The organism is Shewanella sediminis HAW-EB3, from assembly GCF_000018025.1.
Lineage (GTDB): Bacteria > Pseudomonadota > Gammaproteobacteria > Enterobacterales > Shewanellaceae > Shewanella > Shewanella sediminis.
In genome coordinates this window covers 3,422,486-3,443,122 of sequence record NC_009831.1, presented here as the reverse complement: position 1 = coordinate 3,443,122, position 20,637 = coordinate 3,422,486, and the positions used below count along the sequence as shown (strand labels likewise).

The 20,637-nt window shown below is 45.7% G+C and carries 13 protein-coding genes; 6 read left to right on the top strand and 7 right to left on the bottom strand.

Going from position 1 to position 20,637, the window contains the following annotated elements; all coding sequences use genetic code 11:
• Positions 1-110: 110 nt before the first annotated feature.
• Entirely contained in the window at positions 111-1,421 is a 1,311-nt protein-coding gene (locus tag SSED_RS14865) for a dicarboxylate/amino acid:cation symporter (protein WP_012143181.1), read from the bottom strand.
• Positions 1,422-1,637: 216 nt separating this feature from the next.
• Between SSED_RS14865 and SSED_RS14860 the strand changes: the two genes are divergently transcribed.
• Complete coding sequence (locus tag SSED_RS14860) at positions 1,638-4,154, top strand: hypothetical protein (RefSeq protein ID WP_012143180.1); 2,517 nt, start codon at positions 1,638-1,640, stop codon at positions 4,152-4,154.
• 78 nt (positions 4,155-4,232) lie between these two features.
• Here the strand turns inward: SSED_RS14860 and astB are convergent, their stop codons facing one another.
• Entirely contained in the window at positions 4,233-5,570 is a 1,338-nt protein-coding gene (astB, locus tag SSED_RS14855; RefSeq protein WP_012143179.1) for an N-succinylarginine dihydrolase, read from the bottom strand.
• A gap of 529 nt (positions 5,571-6,099) precedes the next feature.
• Here astB and topA point away from each other — a divergent pair.
• Positions 6,100-8,769 carry a type I DNA topoisomerase gene (topA, locus tag SSED_RS14845; protein ID WP_012143178.1) on the top strand — a complete coding sequence of 890 codons (2,670 nt, stop codon included), beginning with the start codon at positions 6,100-6,102 and terminating at the stop codon, positions 8,767-8,769.
• A 297-nt stretch (positions 8,770-9,066) separates the two neighbouring features.
• On the opposite strand, the gene SSED_RS14840 is transcribed toward topA, so the two are convergent.
• Positions 9,067-9,840 (bottom strand): hypothetical protein, encoded by a 774-nt coding sequence (locus SSED_RS14840; protein ID WP_012143177.1) that lies wholly within the window; start codon positions 9,838-9,840, stop codon positions 9,067-9,069.
• 223 nt (positions 9,841-10,063) lie between these two features.
• Here SSED_RS14840 and cysB point away from each other — a divergent pair, with 223 nt between their 5' ends.
• Entirely contained in the window at positions 10,064-11,038 is a 975-nt protein-coding gene (gene cysB, locus SSED_RS14835; RefSeq protein WP_012143176.1) for an HTH-type transcriptional regulator CysB, read from the top strand.
• 120 nt (positions 11,039-11,158) lie between these two features.
• On the opposite strand, the gene SSED_RS14830 is transcribed toward cysB, so the two are convergent.
• Positions 11,159-12,535 carry an L-serine ammonia-lyase gene (locus tag SSED_RS14830; protein ID WP_012143175.1) on the bottom strand — a complete coding sequence of 459 codons (1,377 nt, stop codon included), beginning with the start codon at positions 12,533-12,535 and terminating at the stop codon, positions 11,159-11,161.
• A 320-nt stretch (positions 12,536-12,855) separates the two neighbouring features.
• Between SSED_RS14830 and nagZ the strand changes: the two genes are divergently transcribed.
• The 3 genes from nagZ (at position 12,856) to SSED_RS14815 (ending at position 15,295) form a co-directional block, all read left to right on the top strand.
• Positions 12,856-13,869, top strand: coding sequence for a beta-N-acetylhexosaminidase (gene nagZ / locus SSED_RS14825; protein ID WP_041421718.1), 1,014 nt, complete (start codon positions 12,856-12,858; stop codon positions 13,867-13,869).
• A gap of 92 nt (positions 13,870-13,961) precedes the next feature.
• A complete protein-coding gene (gene ycfP, locus SSED_RS14820; RefSeq protein ID WP_012143173.1) occupies positions 13,962-14,501 on the top strand; it encodes an alpha/beta hydrolase YcfP in 540 nt (179 codons plus the stop codon).
• A gap of 518 nt (positions 14,502-15,019) precedes the next feature.
• Positions 15,020-15,295, top strand: a complete 276-nt coding sequence (locus SSED_RS14815; protein WP_012143172.1) for an acylphosphatase — start codon at positions 15,020-15,022, stop codon at positions 15,293-15,295.
• A gap of 130 nt (positions 15,296-15,425) precedes the next feature.
• Here SSED_RS14815 and SSED_RS14810 read toward each other — a convergent pair whose 3' ends face one another.
• The 3 genes from SSED_RS14810 to SSED_RS14800 form a co-directional block, all read right to left on the bottom strand.
• Positions 15,426-16,373 (bottom strand): peptidoglycan binding protein CsiV, encoded by a 948-nt coding sequence (locus SSED_RS14810; protein WP_012143171.1) that lies wholly within the window; start codon positions 16,371-16,373, stop codon positions 15,426-15,428.
• 1 nt (position 16,374) lies between these two features.
• A complete protein-coding gene (gene mfd / locus SSED_RS14805) occupies positions 16,375-19,848 on the bottom strand; it encodes a transcription-repair coupling factor (protein ID WP_012143170.1) in 3,474 nt (1,157 codons plus the stop codon).
• 136 nt (positions 19,849-19,984) lie between these two features.
• Positions 19,985-20,590 carry a hypothetical protein gene (locus tag SSED_RS14800; protein ID WP_012143169.1) on the bottom strand — a complete coding sequence of 202 codons (606 nt, stop codon included), beginning with the start codon at positions 20,588-20,590 and terminating at the stop codon, positions 19,985-19,987.
• Positions 20,591-20,637: the final 47 nt, after the last annotated feature.

Below are 20,637 nucleotides of genomic sequence, written 5' to 3'. Positions count from 1 at the left end.
TAAAATTCGTATGTAGTAAAAAACAAAAAAATGGCGTCCAATTGGACGCCATTTTTTATGCCTAGCTGATGCTATCTCGTATCAGCTATCGAATTTTTTGATCATACCCATTATTTAGCATTAAGCTGATCGTTGAAGCTGCTGGCGGCCTTACCCGCTTGAGTGTCATTGAACGTCACCTCATTGAACTCCTTTTCAGATTTGGCAATAACCACGGTAGCCACGGTATCGCCGGTGACATTGACGGCCGTTCGCACCATATCCAGTAATCTATCGACACCGATGATCAATGCAATGCCTTCGACGGGTAACCCAACCTGATTCAGTACCATGGCTAACATGATAAGGCCTACACCCGGAACCCCCGCCGTGCCGATTGATGCCAGAGTCGCTGTAACAACCACCATGGTGTAATCGGTGATAGTAAGGTCTATGCCATAGACCTGTGCGATAAAGACAGTAGCAACGCCCTGCATAATCGCCGTGCCGTCCATGTTGATGGTTGCGCCCAACGGCAGAGTGAATGAAGCCACCTTGTTATCGACGCCTAACCTGTGCTCGGCAGTTTCAATCGTGACGGGTAGTGTCGCGTTAGAACTCGCGGTACTGAAGGCGAACAGCTGAACATCTCTCATCTTTCGGATAAAGGTGAATGGGTTGAGTCCGGCAATGATCTTCAAAAGGGATGGATAGACTACGAAGGCATGCAGCAATAACACGCCTAATACCACGAAGAAGTATTGAACCACACTACCAAACGTCTCTAAGCCTAATGTCAGGGCGAGTTTTGCCATCAATGCAAAGACACCATAAGGGGCGAGTTGCATAATAAGGGTCACTACGCGCATGATCACTTCGTTAAGGTCATTGAACAGCGCTGCAACACGTTTTCCCCGTTCGCCGATATGAGAGATAGCAAAACCGAAGATCACCGCAAAGAGGATGATCTGCAGCATATTGCCTTCACTCATGGCTTGCAGAGGGTTGGTCGGAACTATGTTGATCAGAACCTGAGACAGGCTGGGGGCTTCTTTTGCGTTAAACACTAAGCCATCGCTGACCAGAGAAGCGTTGCCCGGATGAACAAGAATGGCAACTGAGATAGCCATAGAGAGGGCGATTGCCGTGGTGAAAAGATAGAAGGCGATAGTCTTACCACCTAAGCGTCCCAACTTGGACGGATCGCTCAATGAGCAGGTTCCGCAGACAAGGGAGATAAATACCAAAGGCACGACGATCATCTTCAGGCCTGAAACGAAAATCGTCCCGATAACGTTTAAGAAACCCTCGGTGACATAGTTTTCGATGAATGTGCTTTCAGGAAATAGGTTTCTAAGAAGTAGTCCGAAAAGTATACCGGCTCCCATACCGATAAGGATTTTGCTCGTCAATCCGAGCTTTCTTGCTTGAGTTAAAGCCATAGTGCTTCCTGTATAATTATTATGCTTTTCAATTTGCACAGTAAGCCTAACAAGAAAGGTCTGGCGATGAAATGGCCAAATAGTTAAAGTTTTTCGCTATTTTAACGAAATAAAATAAGATAGTTATGGAAAAGTAGCGGGAAAATTATGTAATGTTGAGCTATAAGTAATAAGCGCTTTGCTTAAAATTACATTCTGAGTAACAGGGAGTCTGGCATGAAGTCAGCTTATCAAGTTTTGGTCGCATTTATCTGTTCGTTTTTTATCGTTGCTTGTAGTGGAGGAGGAGACATCGTAGATGATGGTGGTGGAGGGACTACTCCCCCCGCAACCATTACAGTTGAGTTAGCAGTTAATAACACTCAAGTGTCGGTTGCAGAACCCGCAACGATTACGGCAACGGTGAAAAGTTCGACTGGAGCTGCAGTTAGCACGTTAGTTTCTTTCACTCTAAACAATGACACTTATGGAACATTTGCCCCCGGTACCGGAGAAGTAGCTACCAATGCCGATGGCGTTGCAACTATTCAATTGAATACCGCTGAGATCAACACCGGAGCGACAATAACGGCAACCATTTCATCCGGTGAGTCAGCCTCTTTGAATGTCACTATGGTAGGTGATGGTGGTGAAGCTGGTGGCGGTGCTCAAGTATCTTTGGTGCTAACAGATACTTCCGGTAATCCAATACAAACAATTAGCACTCTATCGCCAGGTAGGTTAACGGCGACAGTGACAGGAATTAATAAATCTGTAATTGTAACTTTCGATAGCCCTATCGGTGATCTACCGATTAAAAGTGCTGTAACCGATGCCGATGGTAAGGCTACCGTCGATATCTATGCCGGTAGCTCTTTGGGCGCTGGCGAGGTAACGGCAAGTTTGTCGACTAATGAGGTCGGTAAAACGATTGTTGTCGTTGGCGCAACGAATGTTGTGATGGGAAGTGGTACCCCCTTCGAAGAAGGCGTCGCGGAAGTAAGTACAGTTAATTTGTCTGCTGGTGGTACTGCAACTATTTCTGTACTCATTCAAGACGACCAGGGAACCGCGTTTACCCAGCCTGTTGATGTGAATTTCTCGTCAACTTGCGCGACAAAAAATCCAGCACAGGCTCAAATAAGCTCTCCTGTATCATCGAGTAATGGTGTTGCGACGTCGACCTATTTAGCCCAAGGCTGTGTGGGAGAAGATCAAATTCATGTTACCGCTGACGCTGGCGGCATCAGCCTATCTGCTGTTGGTATCATAAACGTGCTTCAAGCCGATGTGGGGAGTATTATTTTTGTCTCGGCCGAACCGGAAAATATCGGTATTTTAGGTACGGGAGGAACCGAGTCCTCAACGGTTAAGTTTCAGGTTCTCGATAAAAACAGTAATCCTGTTAGCAATCAGAATGTGATTTTTGAACTGAATACAAACGTAGGTGGAGTCGATATCAGTCCTGCTGTTGCAACCACAAACAATGAAGGTATCGTTCAAACTGTTGTGACCACAGGTACTGTGGCGACTTCGGTCAGGGTGACCGCGACAGTGGATGATAACTCTAATCCGGTTATCTCCAGTCAGTCTAAACAACTTATTATCTCAACAGGTATCCCGGATCAGGATAGCTTCTCGCTATCTGCCGAAGTGCTAAATGCCGAGGGGTGGGATCGTGATGGTACAGAAGTGAAAGTCACCGCACGTATGGCCGATGCCTTCAACAACCCGGTTCCCGATGGAACAACGGTCTCATTTACAACGGAAGGTGGTGCGATTGAAGATGCTTGTCAGACAGTAAATGGTGCTTGTTCGGTTACATGGACGAGTCAACTGGCTAGGCCCGAAGGGCAATCACTGTTCGATGAGAAAGGCGACCAAATTCGTAATCCTAAAGCAGAATTAGCGTGTTATGTGCTTAAAGTTAATGAAGGTGACTCATCTATCTGTGATATTGCTAATGATGCTCAGACTCGCGTCTATGGTAACATCTATGGCCAGCAATATGGTGGTCGGGCAACGATAACGGCGACGGCAATCGGCGAGGAGACCTTCCCGGATCTCAATGGTAATGGCCGTTTTGATGCCAGTGAAATGAGTGAATTTTTAACCGGCAAGGATGTCACCGGCGAGGGATTCGATCTCAACGATGCATTTAACGATTACAACGAAGACACAATCTTTAACCCTCAACCCAGTGGTCAATTAATAGGTCACGCAGGTGGCGCTTTAGAAGAGTTAGTCGACTTTAACTCAAATGGCGTATTTGATTTAAAAGACGGCTTATACAATGGTGTGCTCTGTTCTTTACCGGCTCACGTTGGCTGTGCCGACGGCATTGCCGATTCTAAATCTTTATATGTACGCCGAAGCTTAACTATGGTGATGTCGGGTAGCAGTGCTGTGGCGACTAAACATGCAGATATTATTATCGAAGATAAGGATGGTGTGCATAATCCAGGAAGGATTACCATTGTAGGGAAAGGCTCCGCTTCAGTATACTTCACTATCTCAGATCTTCATAACCAGCAGATGCCAGCGGGAAGTAAGGTGATTTTCACCGCTACGGCAGGATCTGTGGTGAGTGGTAGTGAATATATATGGCCAAGCAGTAACCATAATGGTGGTCGAGACGTTAAAGTAACAGTCAAGGGGGAGGATGAACCTAACTCGGGAGTATTATTGGTTCAAGTTGAGACTCCTAATGGGGTGGTGACAGAAGTTGTCGCGGTCGGTATTACCATTGAGTAAGAGTTAGTTGCAATAAAAAACCCAAGGTAGCACCTTGGGTTTTTTATTGGCCGTGTAAAAATTTGTTGTAGTTAATTCTTACTTCTGGAACTGGTATACGCTACCCAGTTTCATTATCTGCGTCAGCTCATCCAGCGCGGTGCGTGACTCGATGAGTACCTGAGGGTCCGCTAAGTCATCGACGCTGAGACGGTCACGGTAATGCTTATCTACCCAGGCGTTAAGACGTGTAAATAGGGCATCATTCATCAAGGTGTGCTGATTAACCGCGGCCAGCTCCATGTCGTTCATCGCCACACGCAATCTCAGACATGCCGGGCCGCCACCATTTTGCATGCTCTGCTTCACATCAAAATAGTTAACCTGCTTAATCGGCGACCCTAAGGTGACCACCTCGTTAAGGTAGGCGTGAACGGCTTCATTCTCCTGGCAGTTAGTTGGCGCTATGATGGCCATCTCACCCGATGGCAGTGTGATGATCTGAGTATTGAACAGATAACTCTTCACCGCATCTTGTATGGCAACTCTACTGGTCGGGACTTCGATAAAGTGAAGTTCGCTATCGCCGAATTTACGTTTTATCTCATCGAGTTTGCGTTTGGTATCGAGAAAGGCCTGCTCGTGGTAGAAGAGGACATTCTGGTTACCGACGGCAATGACGTCATTGTGGAAAACGCCCTGATCGATGACATCCGGGTTTTGAGAGATAAACACCGTGTTCTCATCATCGAGCTGATGAAGGCGTGCTATGGCCTGTGAGGCTTCCAGGGTTTGTCTGGCAGGAAATTTTGATGGCTTAGGGGCGGCTGGGTTCGTCGCTTCCTGGCCATAGACAAATAGTTCAACACCGGCATTGCCATAATCTTTGCAAAGGCGGGTGTGGTTGGCAGCCCCTTCGTCACCGAAGCTGCTGTGTTCCGGCAGATGTTGGTGATGGGCAAAGTGACGCGAATTATTGAATGTCGCGGCGAGGATATTGCCGGTGGTCTCTGGCTCTATGCTACGGTGCAACTTATCAACCAGGTTTGCAGGCGTGAAGTGTAGCTTGCCATCATGGGTATCGGCGCTTGGCGATACGGTGGCCGCGTTGGCTGTCCACATGCTTGATGCGCTACAACATGCTCTTAGCAACGCAGGAGCCTCTTTAGCGGCTTTATTTAAAATTTCTGCATCAGTGCCTGAAAAACCAATTCTACGCAGTGTGTGAAGATCTGGGCGCTCCTGAGGGGCTAACATGCCTTGGACCATACCCATATCTGCAAGTGCTTTGGCTTTTTTCAAGCCTTGTTTAGCCGCCGCTCTTGGGTTTGAGGTGGCCGCCGCATTATTGAGGGAGGCGACATTGCCAAAAGAGAGCCCTGCGTAGTTGTGAGTCGGTCCAACCAGTCCATCAAAATTCGCTTCAAAGTGCTTCATTATTCTTCCTTTTAGGGTCGCGATACTTTTTATCCATTGAAATAAAGGTGGGCACATTATTTTCATTTTTTTTATCGACAAGGGTGAGTGTAAATTGCCGATTGAGTCCCATATTTACCCAATATATTATTTTTCTTTGCTCAAAATGTATTAAAGCAGGCTCAGCACAGGTGCAGAGCAAGGCATAAGTGGCTATCATTGCGTAAATTCGATCGAATTATTACATGTTTTTACGCTATTTCGCGCTCAGTATACTTGAGGTATTTGGGTTAACAAGGTAGGTGAAAACAGCAATTTTGTGATTTTTGCATCGAAATGCACAACAATTACTTGCTAGATGACTAATAATGAAATATTAGTTTTTAATTACGCATTTATTTTTTCACACTTATTTTAGAAATAGTCCAAAACGGTTAATTATTGGCTCAACGATACAAATAAAAGAGGGATTTGCTTGAAAGTATCGAGACAACCCTCTATATATGGAGCCAATTGACAAATTTTGAGACTTTTTGGCGCAGATCATTCTATGGGTAAATCGCTAGTTATTGTCGAATCACCGGCCAAAGCCAAGACTATTAATAAATATCTCGGCAAAGATTACATCGTGAAATCGAGTGTGGGTCATATTCGTGACCTGCCAACATCATCCAGTACTGAAGCTAAAGTGGCGACGAAAACGCCGGCTGAAGTGCGAAAAATGGCTCCTGAAGAGAAAGCCATCTACAAGAGTATAAAAGCCAAGCAAGCACTCGTTTCTCGTATGGGAATCGATCCTGATAAAGGCTGGAAAGCTAATTATCAAACACTTCCCGGCAAAGAGAAAGTCGTTAAAGAGCTGCAAAAATTAGCCGAGTCCGCTGACCAAATCTTTCTCGCAACCGATTTGGATAGAGAGGGGGAGGCAATTGCATGGCATCTTCAAGAGGTCATTGGTGGTGATGCGTCACGTTATCAACGCGTCGTCTTTAATGAGATCACTAAATCTGCGATTCAGGATGCGTTTAGTAAGCCTTCGACCTTAGACACGAATATGGTTAACGCTCAACAGGCGCGTCGTTTCCTCGACCGCGTTGTTGGTTTTATGGTCTCTCCGTTACTTTGGAAAAAAGTGGCGCGGGGACTCTCTGCCGGACGCGTACAATCGGTAGCGACCAGACTCGTTGTCGAAAAAGAGAGCGAAATTAAAGCCTTCGTCCCTGAAGAGTTCTGGGATATTCATGCTCAACTGGAAACCCTCAACAATGCCGCATTAAAGATGCAGGTTGTTAAGTTTCAGGATAAGGCATTTAATCCGGTTACAGAGTCACAGGCCCAAACGGCAACCTCGGCCCTGTCTCAGTCAAGTTTTGTTGTCGCGGCTCGTGATGACAGAGCGACATCGAGTAAACCTTCGGCGCCCTATATCACTTCTACTTTGCAGCAAGCTGCGAGTACGCGTTTAGGTTTTGGTGTTAAGAAAACCATGATGATGGCGCAACGTCTCTACGAGGCGGGTCATATCACTTATATGCGTACCGATTCGACCAACTTGAGCCAAGAGGCTCTCGATGGTGTGCGGGAGATGATTGCTAAAGAGTTTGGGGATAAATATCTGCCTGAAGCGCCAATTCGCTATGGTAGTAAAGGTGGTGCTCAAGAAGCTCACGAGGCGATACGTCCCTCTGATGTAAGCGTACAGGCAGCATCCATGAAAGACATGGAGAGAGATGCTCAGCGCTTGTATGAGTTGATCTGGCGCCAGTTTGTCTCTTGTCAGATGACACCAGCTAAATATGATGCGACACGATTGACCGTTAAAGCGGGTGAGTACGAGCTAAAGGCGACGGGGCGTACATTACGCTTCGACGGTTGGACTCGTGTTCAGACAGTTGTGAAGAAGAAAAACGAAGAAGATAACACGCTTCCTGTTGTTGCACAGGGCGACAAGCTTAATTTGCAAGAGCTGATGCCTAAGCAACACTTTACCAAGCCGCCTGCGAGATACGGTGAAGCGTCACTGGTTAAAGAGCTTGAAAAACGTGGTATTGGCCGTCCTTCGACCTATGCAACCATTATCTCGACTATTCAAGACCGTGGCTATGTGAAAGTTGAAAACCGCCGTTTCTATGCCGAGAAGATGGGTGAGATCGTCAGCGAAAGCCTGGTTGGTAGTTTTAAAGAGTTAATGAGTTATGACTTCACCGCCAGCATGGAGCAAACCCTCGATGATGTGGCGCAAGGCGAACTTAAGTGGAAAAAGGTCTTAGATGGTTTCTACAAAGATCTGACGAAACAGATTGAGCAAGCCGAGTTGGCACCAGAAGAAGGCGGTATGCGTCCTAACGAGATGGTGTTAACGGACAACATTAAGTGTCCAACTTGTGATAGACCTATGGGTATTCGAACGGGAACAACGGGTGTATTCCTGGGCTGTTCCGGTTATGCCTTACCCCCCAAAGAGCGTTGTAAGACCACGATGAACCTCACTCCCGGCGAAGAAGCTGTGAGCGAAAACAGTGAAGATGCAGAGACTGACGCATTGAGAGCTAAACATCGTTGTGACGTGTGTGGGACTGCGATGGATAGTTACCTCATCGATGAGAAGCGTAAGCTTCATGTCTGTGGTAACAACCCTATTTGTGGCGGCTACGAAGTCGAGCAGGGGCAGTTTAAAATTAAGGGCTATGAAGGTCCTATTATCGAATGCGACCGTTGTGGCAACGATATGGAGCTCAAAAATGGCCGCTTCGGTAAGTACTTTGGTTGTACTAACGATGACTGTAAGAATACTCGTAAGTTACTTAAGAGCGGAGAAGCTGCGCCGCCAAAAGAAGATCCTATTCACCTTCCTGAGCTGAAATGTACTAAGTCAGATGGCTACTTTGTGCTTAGAGATGGTGCCGCGGGGATCTTTATGGCTGCCAGTACTTTTCCTAAGTCACGTGAGACTCGCGCGCCGTTAGTGGAAGAGCTGGTTAAATATCGTGAGCTTCTGTGGCCTAAGTACGCTTATCTGGCCGACGCTCCCGTTACCGATGATGATGGCAATAAGGCAACGGTTCGATTTAGTCGTAAGACGAAAGAGCAATATGTTGCTACCGATGTCGATGGTAAAGCGTCTGGATGGGCATCTAAATTCATTGACGGTAAATGGGTTTCTGAGTCTAAGAAGAAAGCTAAGCCGAAGGCAAAAGCTAAGCCAAAAGAGAAAAAGTAATCAGCTAATAGATTAGCGTTTACTCTTGATCACATGAAAGCCTCGATCTGTATCGGGGCTTTTTTTATGTAGGAGCGGCTTCAGTCGTGAAGCTGTTGAGACGCAATTATGTATTGAAGTAGGTTTCACCCTATGTAGGAGCGGCTTTAGCCGCGAAGCTGTTGAGACGCAATTATGTATTGAAGTAGGATTTAACCCAATGTAGGAGTGGCTTTAGCCGCGAAGCTGCTGAGGTTCAATTATTTCAGACACAAAAAAACCAGCATAAATGCTGGTTTTAAATGAAGGGGGAGAGTGCTACCACTTCTTCTTCGGTTGAAACAGGACATCAATATCCTCTTCATCCTTCTCCTGCTTGATTACCGGGCTCGCTTCTTTCTGGGCACCCATAATTTCATCTAACATGGCTTTCGCTTCATCGACCTTACGGGCAATGAAAGGATCGTTTGGTGTTTGAGCCTTGATTGCATGTAGCGTCGAAAGCGCTTTGGTTACCATCTGTTTTGCTGAGCCGTACTGCTTCATAAAGCAAGCTGCTCTGCTTCTGGATAGCATAGAGTCGACATTGATCCTTAATTGCAGGCTATCGATGCGCCCCTCCTCTTCAGAAAAAACTGCGGGTTCAACTTTTCCCTTATTATGCTCGGCTCTCAGTATCGCTTTTAGCTTTTTGAGTACCTGTACCAGAGTCAGGATCTGCTTATCGTTATCGGGTAGGCGAAAACCTTCGATAGCCGGTGACGTTTTGGGGCTGGATTGAAGGGTATCAATTTGGGTTTTGATATCGACGCCCCGACGTTGGTAATCTCCGGCCTGACTGGCGGCATTTTGAACCGCTAAAGCTAATGCATCCTGGACACGCTTATATAACACCAGAACAATTTGAGAAGAGCAGGGGAACATGCCGGTGTGAGACAATACCTCTTCCGTTTCGTCAATTATTGCTCGCTGCCGTGCCAGCTCGGTTCTACGCTCAGCTTCAGCACGTTCTTTCTGCTGCTGTATGACATTAATTCCGATAACGAGTAATAATAGCGCACCGATAAGGATCAGAACCAAAGTAAATATCATAGGTCTACCGTTAATTTTGCAATTCTGTTAATGCTACTATAAATCAACACACTAGCATAGCTATCTTAGTCTATGAATTGACTAATGTCGTGTGATTGACTTTAACAGTATGTTATATTCCATATTGATTTAATTTTTACGTTGTACTATAACTATTTATTATACTTAATCCCCATTCCAGACCCGAGAAAGTGTCGTCAGAGGTCGAATCGAAGGAACAAAGATGAAGCTGCAGCAACTCAGATATATTGCAGAGGTGGTTAATCATAACCTTAACGTGTCAGCAACCGCGGAAAACCTTTACACCTCTCAACCTGGGATCAGTAAACAGGTACGTATGCTGGAAGATGAGTTAGGTATTCAAATCTTCGGTCGTAGTGGTAAACACTTAACCCATGTTACTCCTGCCGGTGAGCAGGTAATAAGTATAGCAAATAATATTTTAGGCAAAGTTGAAAGCATTAAAAAAGTTGCCGAAGAGTACACTAAGCCGGATCAAGGCGAGTTAAATATTGCGACTACCGATACGCAGGCCAGGTATGCCTTGCCTAATATCATTCGTGGCTTTATCGACCGGTACCCGAAAGTAAACCTGCATATGCATCAGGGTACGCCATCTCAGATCAGTGAACTGGCGGCAAGAGGCGATGCCGATTTTGCTATTGCAACCGAGGGAATGCACCTCTATTCAGATCTGATTATGTTGCCTTGTTATCATTGGAATCGCTCTATCGTCGTTACCCGCGATCACCCTTTAGCGTCTCGCAGTAATATCAGTATCGAAGATCTGGGCCGTTTCCCGTTGGTGACATATGTATTCGGTTTCGATCGCGAATCGGAAATTGAAAAATCATTTAATCGGGCCGGACTGGAACCCAGAGTCGTTTTCAGTGCCACGAGTGCGGATGTATTGAAAACCTATGTCAGGCTGGGACTCGGTGTCGGTGTCATTGCCTCTATGGCCATCGATCCTAATATGGACAGAGATCTGGTGGCTATCGATGCCAGTCATCTGTTTGCTCACAGTACGACTAAGATAGGCTTTAGGAAAGGTAACTTCTTAAGGACTTATATGTATGAATTCATCGAACACTTTGCCCCTCATCTAACAAAAGAGGTGGTTGAGAAAGCGGTGGGTCTCAGAGATCCCCAATCGATAGAAAATATGTTTGCCGATATCGAATTGCCGGTTAGATAGACAGGTTTGAATCTGTATTTGTAAAAACAGAAAACTCGCCAATTGGCGAGTTTTTTTGTTTTTAGCTGTGACTATTCACTTTAACGGTAGCGGTGAATTTACTTAGCTAAAGTTGTCGAATTAACATTCAACGATATTTACTGCTAACCCACCCTTTGCCGTTTCCTTGTACTTGCTTCTCATGTCTTTACCTGTGTCCATCATAGTTTTTATGACTTTATCCAGTGAGACTTTATGATTTCCGTCACCGCGTAGCGCCATTCTGGAGGCATTGATGGCCTTCACCGCGCCCATGGCATTTCGTTCTATACAAGGGACTTGCACCAAGCCACCGACGGGATCACAAGTTAAGCCTAAGTTATGCTCCATACCTATCTCTGCGGCATTTTCGACATGCTCGATAGTGCCGCCCATGATCTCGGTCAGAGCACCGGCGGCCATCGAGCAGGCTACGCCAACTTCGCCCTGACAGCCAACTTCGGCACCGGAAATTGAGGCGTTTTTCTTATAGAGAATACCGATTGCAGCAGCAGTTAACAGGTAGCGACTGCAGACGTCAATATCGACCTCCTCGACAAAGGTATCGTAATAACACAGTACCGCAGGAATAATACCGGCCGCGCCGTTTGTTGGAGCCGTTACGACTCGATCGCCCGCCGCATTTTGCTCATTTACCGATAGCGCGAATAGATCCACCCAATCCAAAGCAGTTAAGGGATCGATATTATTCTTACCTTCAGCCTTTAACCTGCGGTACATTGCGGGAGCACGGCGTCTTAATTTCAAGCCTCCGGGTAAAATTCCCTCTTTCTGGTAACCACGCTCGACACAATTTTTCATTGTCTGCCAAATGTGCCAAAGCTGTTCTCTTATCTGATTCTCGGGGGCGACACTGAGCTCATTCGCCATCATGAGTGAAGAGATACTCAAACCATTGTCTGTGCATGCCGCCAGAAGCTCACTGGCGCTGTTAAAATCAAAGGGAGCAGATTGAATTGGCGCGGCAGGAGAGGCGTCTTGGGCTTTGATTTCATCTTCGTCCAGAATAAAGCCACCACCTACCGAATAATAGGTTCTCTCATAGATGCACTTACCCTTTGAGAAAGCATATAGCGTCATGGCATTGGCGTGGGCGGGTAAGCTTTTACGTCTATGGTAGATGACTCCGGCGTCACGGCTGAAAATGACGTTTGTTCCATTTGCCATCTGTAACTGTTCTGATTCGCTGACCTCTTTGAGTACCTTGTCTATGATATCGGTATCGACTGTATCCGGTGCTTCACCCATGAGACCAAGGATCACCGCTTTGCCGGTGCCATGGCCTTTTCCTGTTTGCCCTAAGGAGCCAAACAGTTCAGATCTTAACTCATCGGTAGATTCAAGAAGTCCTTTTCTATCAAGATCATTAATAAAGATATTGCCAGCCTTCATCGGACCCACAGTATGAGAACTCGAAGGCCCTATGCCAATCTTGAACATGTCGAAAACACTTATCATGATGAAACCCTGTTTGTTATTGTTCTACCCACACACTTCATATTAGATTAAATTTCCCTTTGGTATTAAAAATAGGTTTAAAATTCAGGGGAAATGGCTGCGGTATGATAATCTAATCTGCCTTGTGGCTGTTATATCTGAAAGTATCCCATACTTTTCTTCATGGCTTAGCATGAGATTTTTTAATTAGCGCTTTCAGATTAGTTAAGCTAGGGCTAGGGGGCGGGCTATACAAAAAGATTTAGCCACCCTTTGTTTTTTCTGCAAAAAAAATCATCAATTTTGGTTGATTCTGTTTTATCTATTTTTAGGGAGTCTGTGTGAGTTATTTAATGCTTGATCTATTATCGACCCAAGCGTCAGAGGAGGAACTGTCACAGCTTCAGCACCCTATGGTCGGTGGCGTGATTTTATTTAGTCGAAACTACTCCAATCGAACCCAGCTTATCGCCTTAATTAAGCAAGTGCGATCCGTACGGCCTGATATTCTCATCGCCGTCGATCATGAAGGTGGCAGGGTACAGAGATTCAGAGACGGTTTTACCGCTATTCCAGCGATGGGGGATATATTGCCCATCGCCGGAAAAGACATGGTGTTGGCAAAATCCTGGGCAGTAGAGCTTGGCTATTTGATGGCTATTGAACTCCTTGCCTGTGATATCGACTTAAGTTTTGCGCCAGTATTAGATTTGAATGGCATCAGCAAGGTCATTGGGAAAAGAGCATTTGGTAGTGAGCCGGATGTGGTTATCGAGTTGGCCGGTAGTTTTATCGACGGCATGGAGCAGGCCGGCATGGCGGCAGTCGGTAAACATTTTCCTGGCCACGGCAGCGTTGAAGCTGACTCTCATTTCGACCAAGCGGTGGATAACCGAACCAGGCAGCAGATTGTCGAATCAGATATGCGGCCTTTTAAACAACTCATCGACCAGGAAAAATTGCATGGAGTGATGCCTGCTCACGTTATCTATCCTAATATAGATCCTAATCCTGCAGGTTTTTCCGGATATTGGTTGAAGCAGGTGTTGAGAAATGAGCTTGCATTTAAAGGCGTCATCTTTTCTGATGATCTTGGTATGGAAGGGGCTGGTGTCGTAGGGGGCTATAAAGCGCGTGCTCAGGCGGCGCTTGATGCAGGCTGTAATATGATTTTACTCTGTAATGATGCAGCCGGTGCGACTGAGGTGTTAAACGAGTTAGTGTGGCCTGAAACGCTTCCTGAGCGGCCTGCCAGTTTATTAAAACCCAGGTTAGATGTCGTTACCAAGGCGTTAGAGGATGATGCTAGATGGACAAGAGCAAAAGAGATTGCCGGAAAGTTTCCAATTAATTAAAATTTACAAGCAATAAAATATTGATGTTGCTCAACATTCAACTTCAATAAATTAGATAACTTAATGTTCTGATATTTTTTATAGGTGGCCAAATGATTCTCTATTTACATGGTTTTGATGCAACGAGTCCCGGTAACCATGAAAAAATGCGTCAATTGCAGTTTATTGACAAAGATGTACGTTTAGTCAGTTACAGTACCTTACATCCTAAACACGACATGCAACACCTGCTTAATGAAGTGAGCAGGCAGTTACAGCAGTCTGATGATTCAGACCCTATCATCATAGGTGTTGGTCTGGGGGCTTATTGGGCTGAACGTATCGGTTTTTTAAATGGTATACGTTCGGTGCTCATTAATCCGAATTTGAACCCTCAAGAAAATATGGTCGGCAGAATCGACAGACCAGAAGAGTACGCCGATATTGCCGGGAAATGTGTCTCTGAATTCAGGGGGAAAAATCAAGGGAAAGCTCTGGTGATCCTTTCTCGTAAGGATCAAGTTAATGACAACCAAAGTGTGAGCGAACAGCTCGGCGGGTTTTACCAAATTTGTTGGGATGAAGAGCAGCCTCATAAATTCCCGGTATTAGCGAGCCATCTTCCGCAGATAAACTTATTTAAACAAGCCTGATCACCTTCTTCAAGCAAGTTTAATTACCCCCGGTACTACACTGCAATGACATCGGTGTAGTACGGTTAAGGCTGTATCGTATCGGGCTATGCCGATTTTATCCGATCTTAAAACCCCACTTTTTATGATAAGTCCCCATAATTCTCTATCTTTACTTTATTCTCTTCCTGCGAGTAATCTCAACTCTCACTAATCGCTTCATGATACCTAACTGGTACTACAGTGTAAGATACTGTTTTTATCTGTAAATTTGCCATTAAAAAGATAAATATTGTTAGTTTTCAGCTTAAATAACTGTTCGCTGCTTGCATCTTGATATTGGCAGTGTAAAGTGGCTTTCAAAGTTTTGAGCGATACAAGTTGATACATTGTGAGTTTGTTTTCTCTCAGACCTAACCAGTTCGCGTATGTCGCCCGATGCAGCTAACAAACTCTTAGTTAGCTGTTTTTTTTGCGTATTTTTTGCCCATTGCTCAGCTTTGCGTTATCTTCAAAAGAGTGGATATGAGGATACCAAGATGAAAAGAGTACTGATCAATGTAAATGGCAAGGTACAAGGGGTATGTTTCAGACGGTTTGCGTTATCTAAAGCTCAAGAGTTGGGTTTGACTGGCTATGTATCTAATATCGAGGACGGTTCGGTTAATATCCTCGCTCAAGGGGCATTTCCGTCCGTAGACTCTCTAATCGATTGGTGTCACATCGGCTCTCCACAAGCTCAGGTCACCAGAGTGCTTGTCGAAGAGGATGAGGCCGATGAGATCTACCTCGACTTTTCGATTGTACAATCTTAACTTTTAATTCCGGTAAGTTTACTATTTTTACTAGACCTACCCGCCTTTAGCGTTTGCTAAAGGCGAGAATATTGACGATTTTATCGGGTATATAGCTAATCGAATCGCCTTTCTCTATGTGAAGACCCGTTTAATTAACGTCTACTGATACGGCTTCGGTGACTCTATCTATAGGCTGTTCCATTTTTCTTATCTGCAAGATCATCCCCATGTCAGGGTGATCAAAATAATGTATCTCATCACTTCTCACTCTACGATTTTGTGTCATAGGAATCGCAAAAAGAAATGGAGTGGTGACTGACTCAAGGGTTTCATTGAGATGAGTATTATCCATCATTATTCCCACAGTCTTAATGCCCTCTTTTCTTAGATTAAGTGCCGTCTCCACGTACAGATAATGGTTCAGGTAGATATTTAACGTACCATCAAGTTCCCATACGGGTTTAGGCGTATCATCGGACAGTGTTTCACCAAAAAAATCAAATTGCGGAATGACGGATTCTGTTTGATGCGTCTGGACCGTTTGACCACTGAGCTCGTATCGTGATGCGTAATCCTGCCCTGAAAATAACCGGACGGCCTTAGCTTTATGTCTTGGCAGCATAGATTGTTGCCATGTCATATGAAGTAGGCTTCTGTTGCCGCGCTCTCTGGAGAGTTTATTGATAATTTCCTGAAATTGATTCTGGCTGTCAGAGAGTAATACCGCAGGCCCACCGGGAACACCATATTGGGGTTCGACCGCAAAGATATTGCTTGGAATTTGCGAAAGGTGATTCACCTGTGTCGATTTAAGTTGTTGATTACATTCGTCTGCATTTGTTGCCCAATCGCGTGACGAGCATCCTTCAAGACCAATACTTGCTCCTGTAATATTGGTGCTGAACAGGGGAGAGATCAGATCGATAGCCTTGTTGGTTTTAGTCAACTGAACCTGTTGCGGCGCTTGCTCTTGTGGATCTGCATTGCTTCGTTCAAACAGGTAAACCTCTACCTCAAACCAACGCTCATCTTGGGCATAGGCTAGCTCAGTGAAAGAAAGAAAGCCCAATAGGATTAAAAGAGTTTGTCTTAACACATTATTCTCCAAGACGGTGTTGTGATAATTGCCCTAGTAACAACTTGACCAGGGCTAGCCTGTCAGAGTATGACTCTGCAGGGATGATGAATTTTAACTTACTCGGGCCATCCATTCGATAGTTTTGTGGTTGGCTCTGGAGTAATCCGATGATAAAACCAGGATCGACCTTATGATCATCGTTGAACTCCAGACTTCCGCCCTTAGCATGCATCTCGAGCTTTTTAATGCCTAAAGCCGTAGCTTGATGTTTATAAAGGGTTAATTCCATCAAATTCTTAGTGGCATCCGGGAGTAAACCAAAGCGGTCGATCAATTCCACCCTGAGTTCATCCAGCGCCTGCTCTGTTTCACAGTTTGCTATCCTCTTGTAGAGCGATAGCCTGATGTTGACATCGTGAACAAAATCATCGGGAAGCAGGGCGGGAATACGAAGTTCGATTTCACATTGGTGCCTTAGCATCTGATCGAGTGAGGGCTCTTTTCCCTCTTTGAGTGACTTCACTGCGTCCTCGAGCATCTCCATATAGAGAGTGAAGCCAATTTTAGATATATGACCGCTTTGTTCATCACCCAGCAGTTCGCCTGCACCTCGGATCTCCAGATCTTGAGTGGCCAATAAAAATCCGGCGCCCAGATCTTCTAAGGCGCCAATCGCCTCAAGCCGCTTGACGGAATCTTTTGTCATGCGCTTAGGATGGGGGGTCATCAGGTAGGCATACGCCTGGTGATGTGAGCGACCAACACGGCCTCTGAGTTGATGCAGTTGTGCCAGACCAAACTTATCGGCACGCTCGATGATAATGGTGTTAGCAGAGGGGACATCGATGCCCGTTTCGATAATGGTAGTACAGACTAAAACATTAAATTTTTGATGGTAGAAGTCGGACATCACTTTTTCAAGTTCACGCTCACGCATCTGACCATGAGCCGTGACAACACGCGCCTCAGGAAGCAACTCACTTAACTCACTGGCACGCTTTTCGATTGACTCGACATTGTTATGCAAGAAGTAAACTTGTCCACCACGTAAGATCTCACGTTGCAGAGCCTCTATCACGGTCGTATCGTCATACTCCCTTATAAAGGTTTTTACCGATAATCGCTTCGCCGGAGGGGTTGCGATAATTGACAGATCCCGCATCCCGGACATCGCCATATTGAGTGTTCTTGGGATCGGAGTCGCTGTCAGGGTTAAGATATCAACATTGGCTCTTAAGGCTTTGATCTTTTCCTTCTGTCTTACGCCGAATCGATGTTCCTCATCGATCACCAACAATCCCAGGTTTTCGAATTTAGCATCGGATTGAAGTAACTTATGGGTGCCAATAACAATGTCGACTTTCCCATTGGCTAACTCCTCCATGACATGCTTTTGCTCTTTAGCCGTTTTGAAACGCGACATGACCTCTATCTTCACCGGCCAATCGGCAAATCTGTCTTTGAAATTTTCGTAGTGTTGTTGAGCCAGCAGCGTCGTCGGCACTAATATAGCGACCTGTTTGCCGTCATTGACCGCGACAAAAGCCGCGCGCATTGCCACCTCGGTCTTACCGAAACCCACATCACCACATACGAGTCTATCCATGGCTATCGGGGAGCACATATCGGTCATGACAGCGTTAATTGACGTTTCCTGATCGACGGTTTCCTCGAAGGGGAAACTATTGGCAAATTGCGCATACTCCTCCTCGATCACCTTGCATGCATCTCCGGGTCTTGCCTGTCGTCTGGCATAGACATCGAGTAACTCTGCGGCGACATCACGGATCTTCTCGACCGCTTTTCTCTTCGCCTTTGCCCAGGTCTCGTTGCCGAGTTTATTGAGGTTCGCCTCTTCATCGGGCCCTACGCTATAGCGGCTGATAAGGTGAAGAGATGAGACCGGGACATAGAGCTTATCACCACCGGAATACTCTAACATCAGGTATTCGGCGATCAAGCCACCGGTATCTAAGGTTTCGAGTCCCATATATCTGGCGACACCGTGATCCAGATGAACGATGGGTTGACCCACTTTTAATTCGGCCAGGTTTTTGACCAGCGCGTCACTACTGATCTGCCTTTGCTTGTCTCGGCGTCGCTTTTGCGAAATCTTGTGCCCGAAGAGCTCAGTTTCACAGATGATACTGAATTTCGCCCCACGTGATTTTTCGACAATACATCCCTTAGAGAGAGGAGATACGATCAAGCCAAGCTTAGCGTTTGAAAGGACAAAGTCATCGAAATGGGCGAATAGTTTGGGCTTAATGTCGATTTTACTCAGCAGCTCAAACAAGGCTTCACGTCTGCCCTCTGATTCGGCGCTGAAGAGTATATTGCCAGCACCTTCGCTAAACTCTTGCAGTAAACTCAGTGGCTGCTTGAGTTTGTGGTTAGCAGTCACATCAGGTAAAACCTCAAGCTTTGCCTGATGACCAGACTCCTGAGCATCACCGACTTTAAGCAGTGTTCTGGGGTGTTGCTTAAATTCCGAGAAAATCTGTTCAGTGAGTAGATAGAGTTCTTTTGGAGATAATAATGGCCGCAGTGGATCGACTCGCCTATTCTCATAGCGGATCTCGATCTCCGCCAAATGCGTTTTTACAGCCTGCTCCAGATCGCCAATGTTCACCAGTTGAGCATCATCGGGAAGGTAATCAAATAAGCTGGCTGTATCGTCGAAGAAAAGGGGCAGGTAGTTTTCTATTCCTGCGGGGAGCAGTTTTCTACTGACCATCTGGTAGACAGATTCAGGCTCTTTAACCAGAACCTCAAATCGACGGCGGTATCTTTGTCTGAACCCCTCTATCGCTGCATCGTTGGTAGGAAACTCCTTGGCAGGTAGCAAGCGTACGGAATCTATGGTTCCGCTGGAGCGTTGAGTTTCCGGGTCAAAATAGCGAATTGACTCTACCTCGTCGTCAAACAGCTCTATGCGGTAGGGCTGAGTCGATCCCATAGGGAAGAGGTCGATGATAGACCCCCTGACGGCAAACTCGCCATGCTCATAGACTTGCTCCACCATATGGTAACCGGTATCGACCAGTTGCTGTTTTACATCCTGCAGGCAGTAGTTATCGCCTTTAGTTAACAGCAGCACATTACCGGCCAGAAATGATTTTGGTGGCAAACGCATCATCAAGGTTGTAATGGGGACGATGACCAGACTCTGTTTTGCATTGGGGATCCGTGACAGGGTCTCCAGTCGCTGTGACACCAGGTCTTGATGCGGCGAGAAGTTGTCATAGGGCAAGGTTTCCCGATCTGGAAATATCCACACCGGAATATCTTTTTCCTTCAACAAATAGGTTAATTCAGTTTCCAGTAAAAGAGCCGTGGGAGTGTCGTTAGTCACAGCCAAGGTCAAGCCATCATGCTTTTGGACTATATTGGCTAACGTGATGGCTTGAGACGCGCCACCTAAGGTAAATAGTGTTTGCGCTCTGGTTGCGCTTTTTACTGCTGGCGGAGTCAATACTGAAAAAGGTTTCATTAATAACAGGCAAAAATTAACGACAAAGATGCCTGTTATTGTAGAGGCTTACACTCATCAGTGCTAGGGGCTGTTGACCTTTCATACTTGTTTTTGCTGCTGTCTTATCCTGAAATTTACAGACCCTGTATGAAACTTAAGGCGCTTTCTGTGCTAATTTTCGATATTTCAGGTGCTTCTGCTGTACGCTGAGGCTAGCTTTGACCAGCTGTTCGACATCAGAATCGAGTATCTGAGTAAACTCTAATTCTGTTATATACCGGGCACTTTCAGCTGCATTACTCGCATCATCACTGGCGTCGACAACTTGATTTGAGCTGACTTTTACAAAACACAGTAGTGCGATCAACTCCTCTTTGATATGCAAGGTGATCTTGTACTGGTTTCCGACTTCGAGCTCTGCATTACCAATAATTTTGATGCCGCTTCCACCAAATGATACCCCATGATGTTGTTCTCCCTCGTGCTGTTCCTGCTCGATGACATGTTGCAGAACAAGGTCAATCTTTCTCGATTGAAGCTTAAGGTAGTCGACAATTGATTTAGCTTCATCGTCGAAGTGTCTGAGTTGTATTAAACAGTCGGCTTCAAGTGCTTTAACATCACTAATCAGCAGCAGGCCTGTCGGCAACATAAACTTCAGCTCACTCTCAGATGGCAGCGGGGAGTCCTCTGGCCATAGGGTCAGATAGACAGTAAAGTCATGCATAACACTAAAATAGGGCGTTGAATCAGTGAACAAGGGATTTCCTCTTGTTTTTTTGTAGCTATTACCCCTATTATCATGCG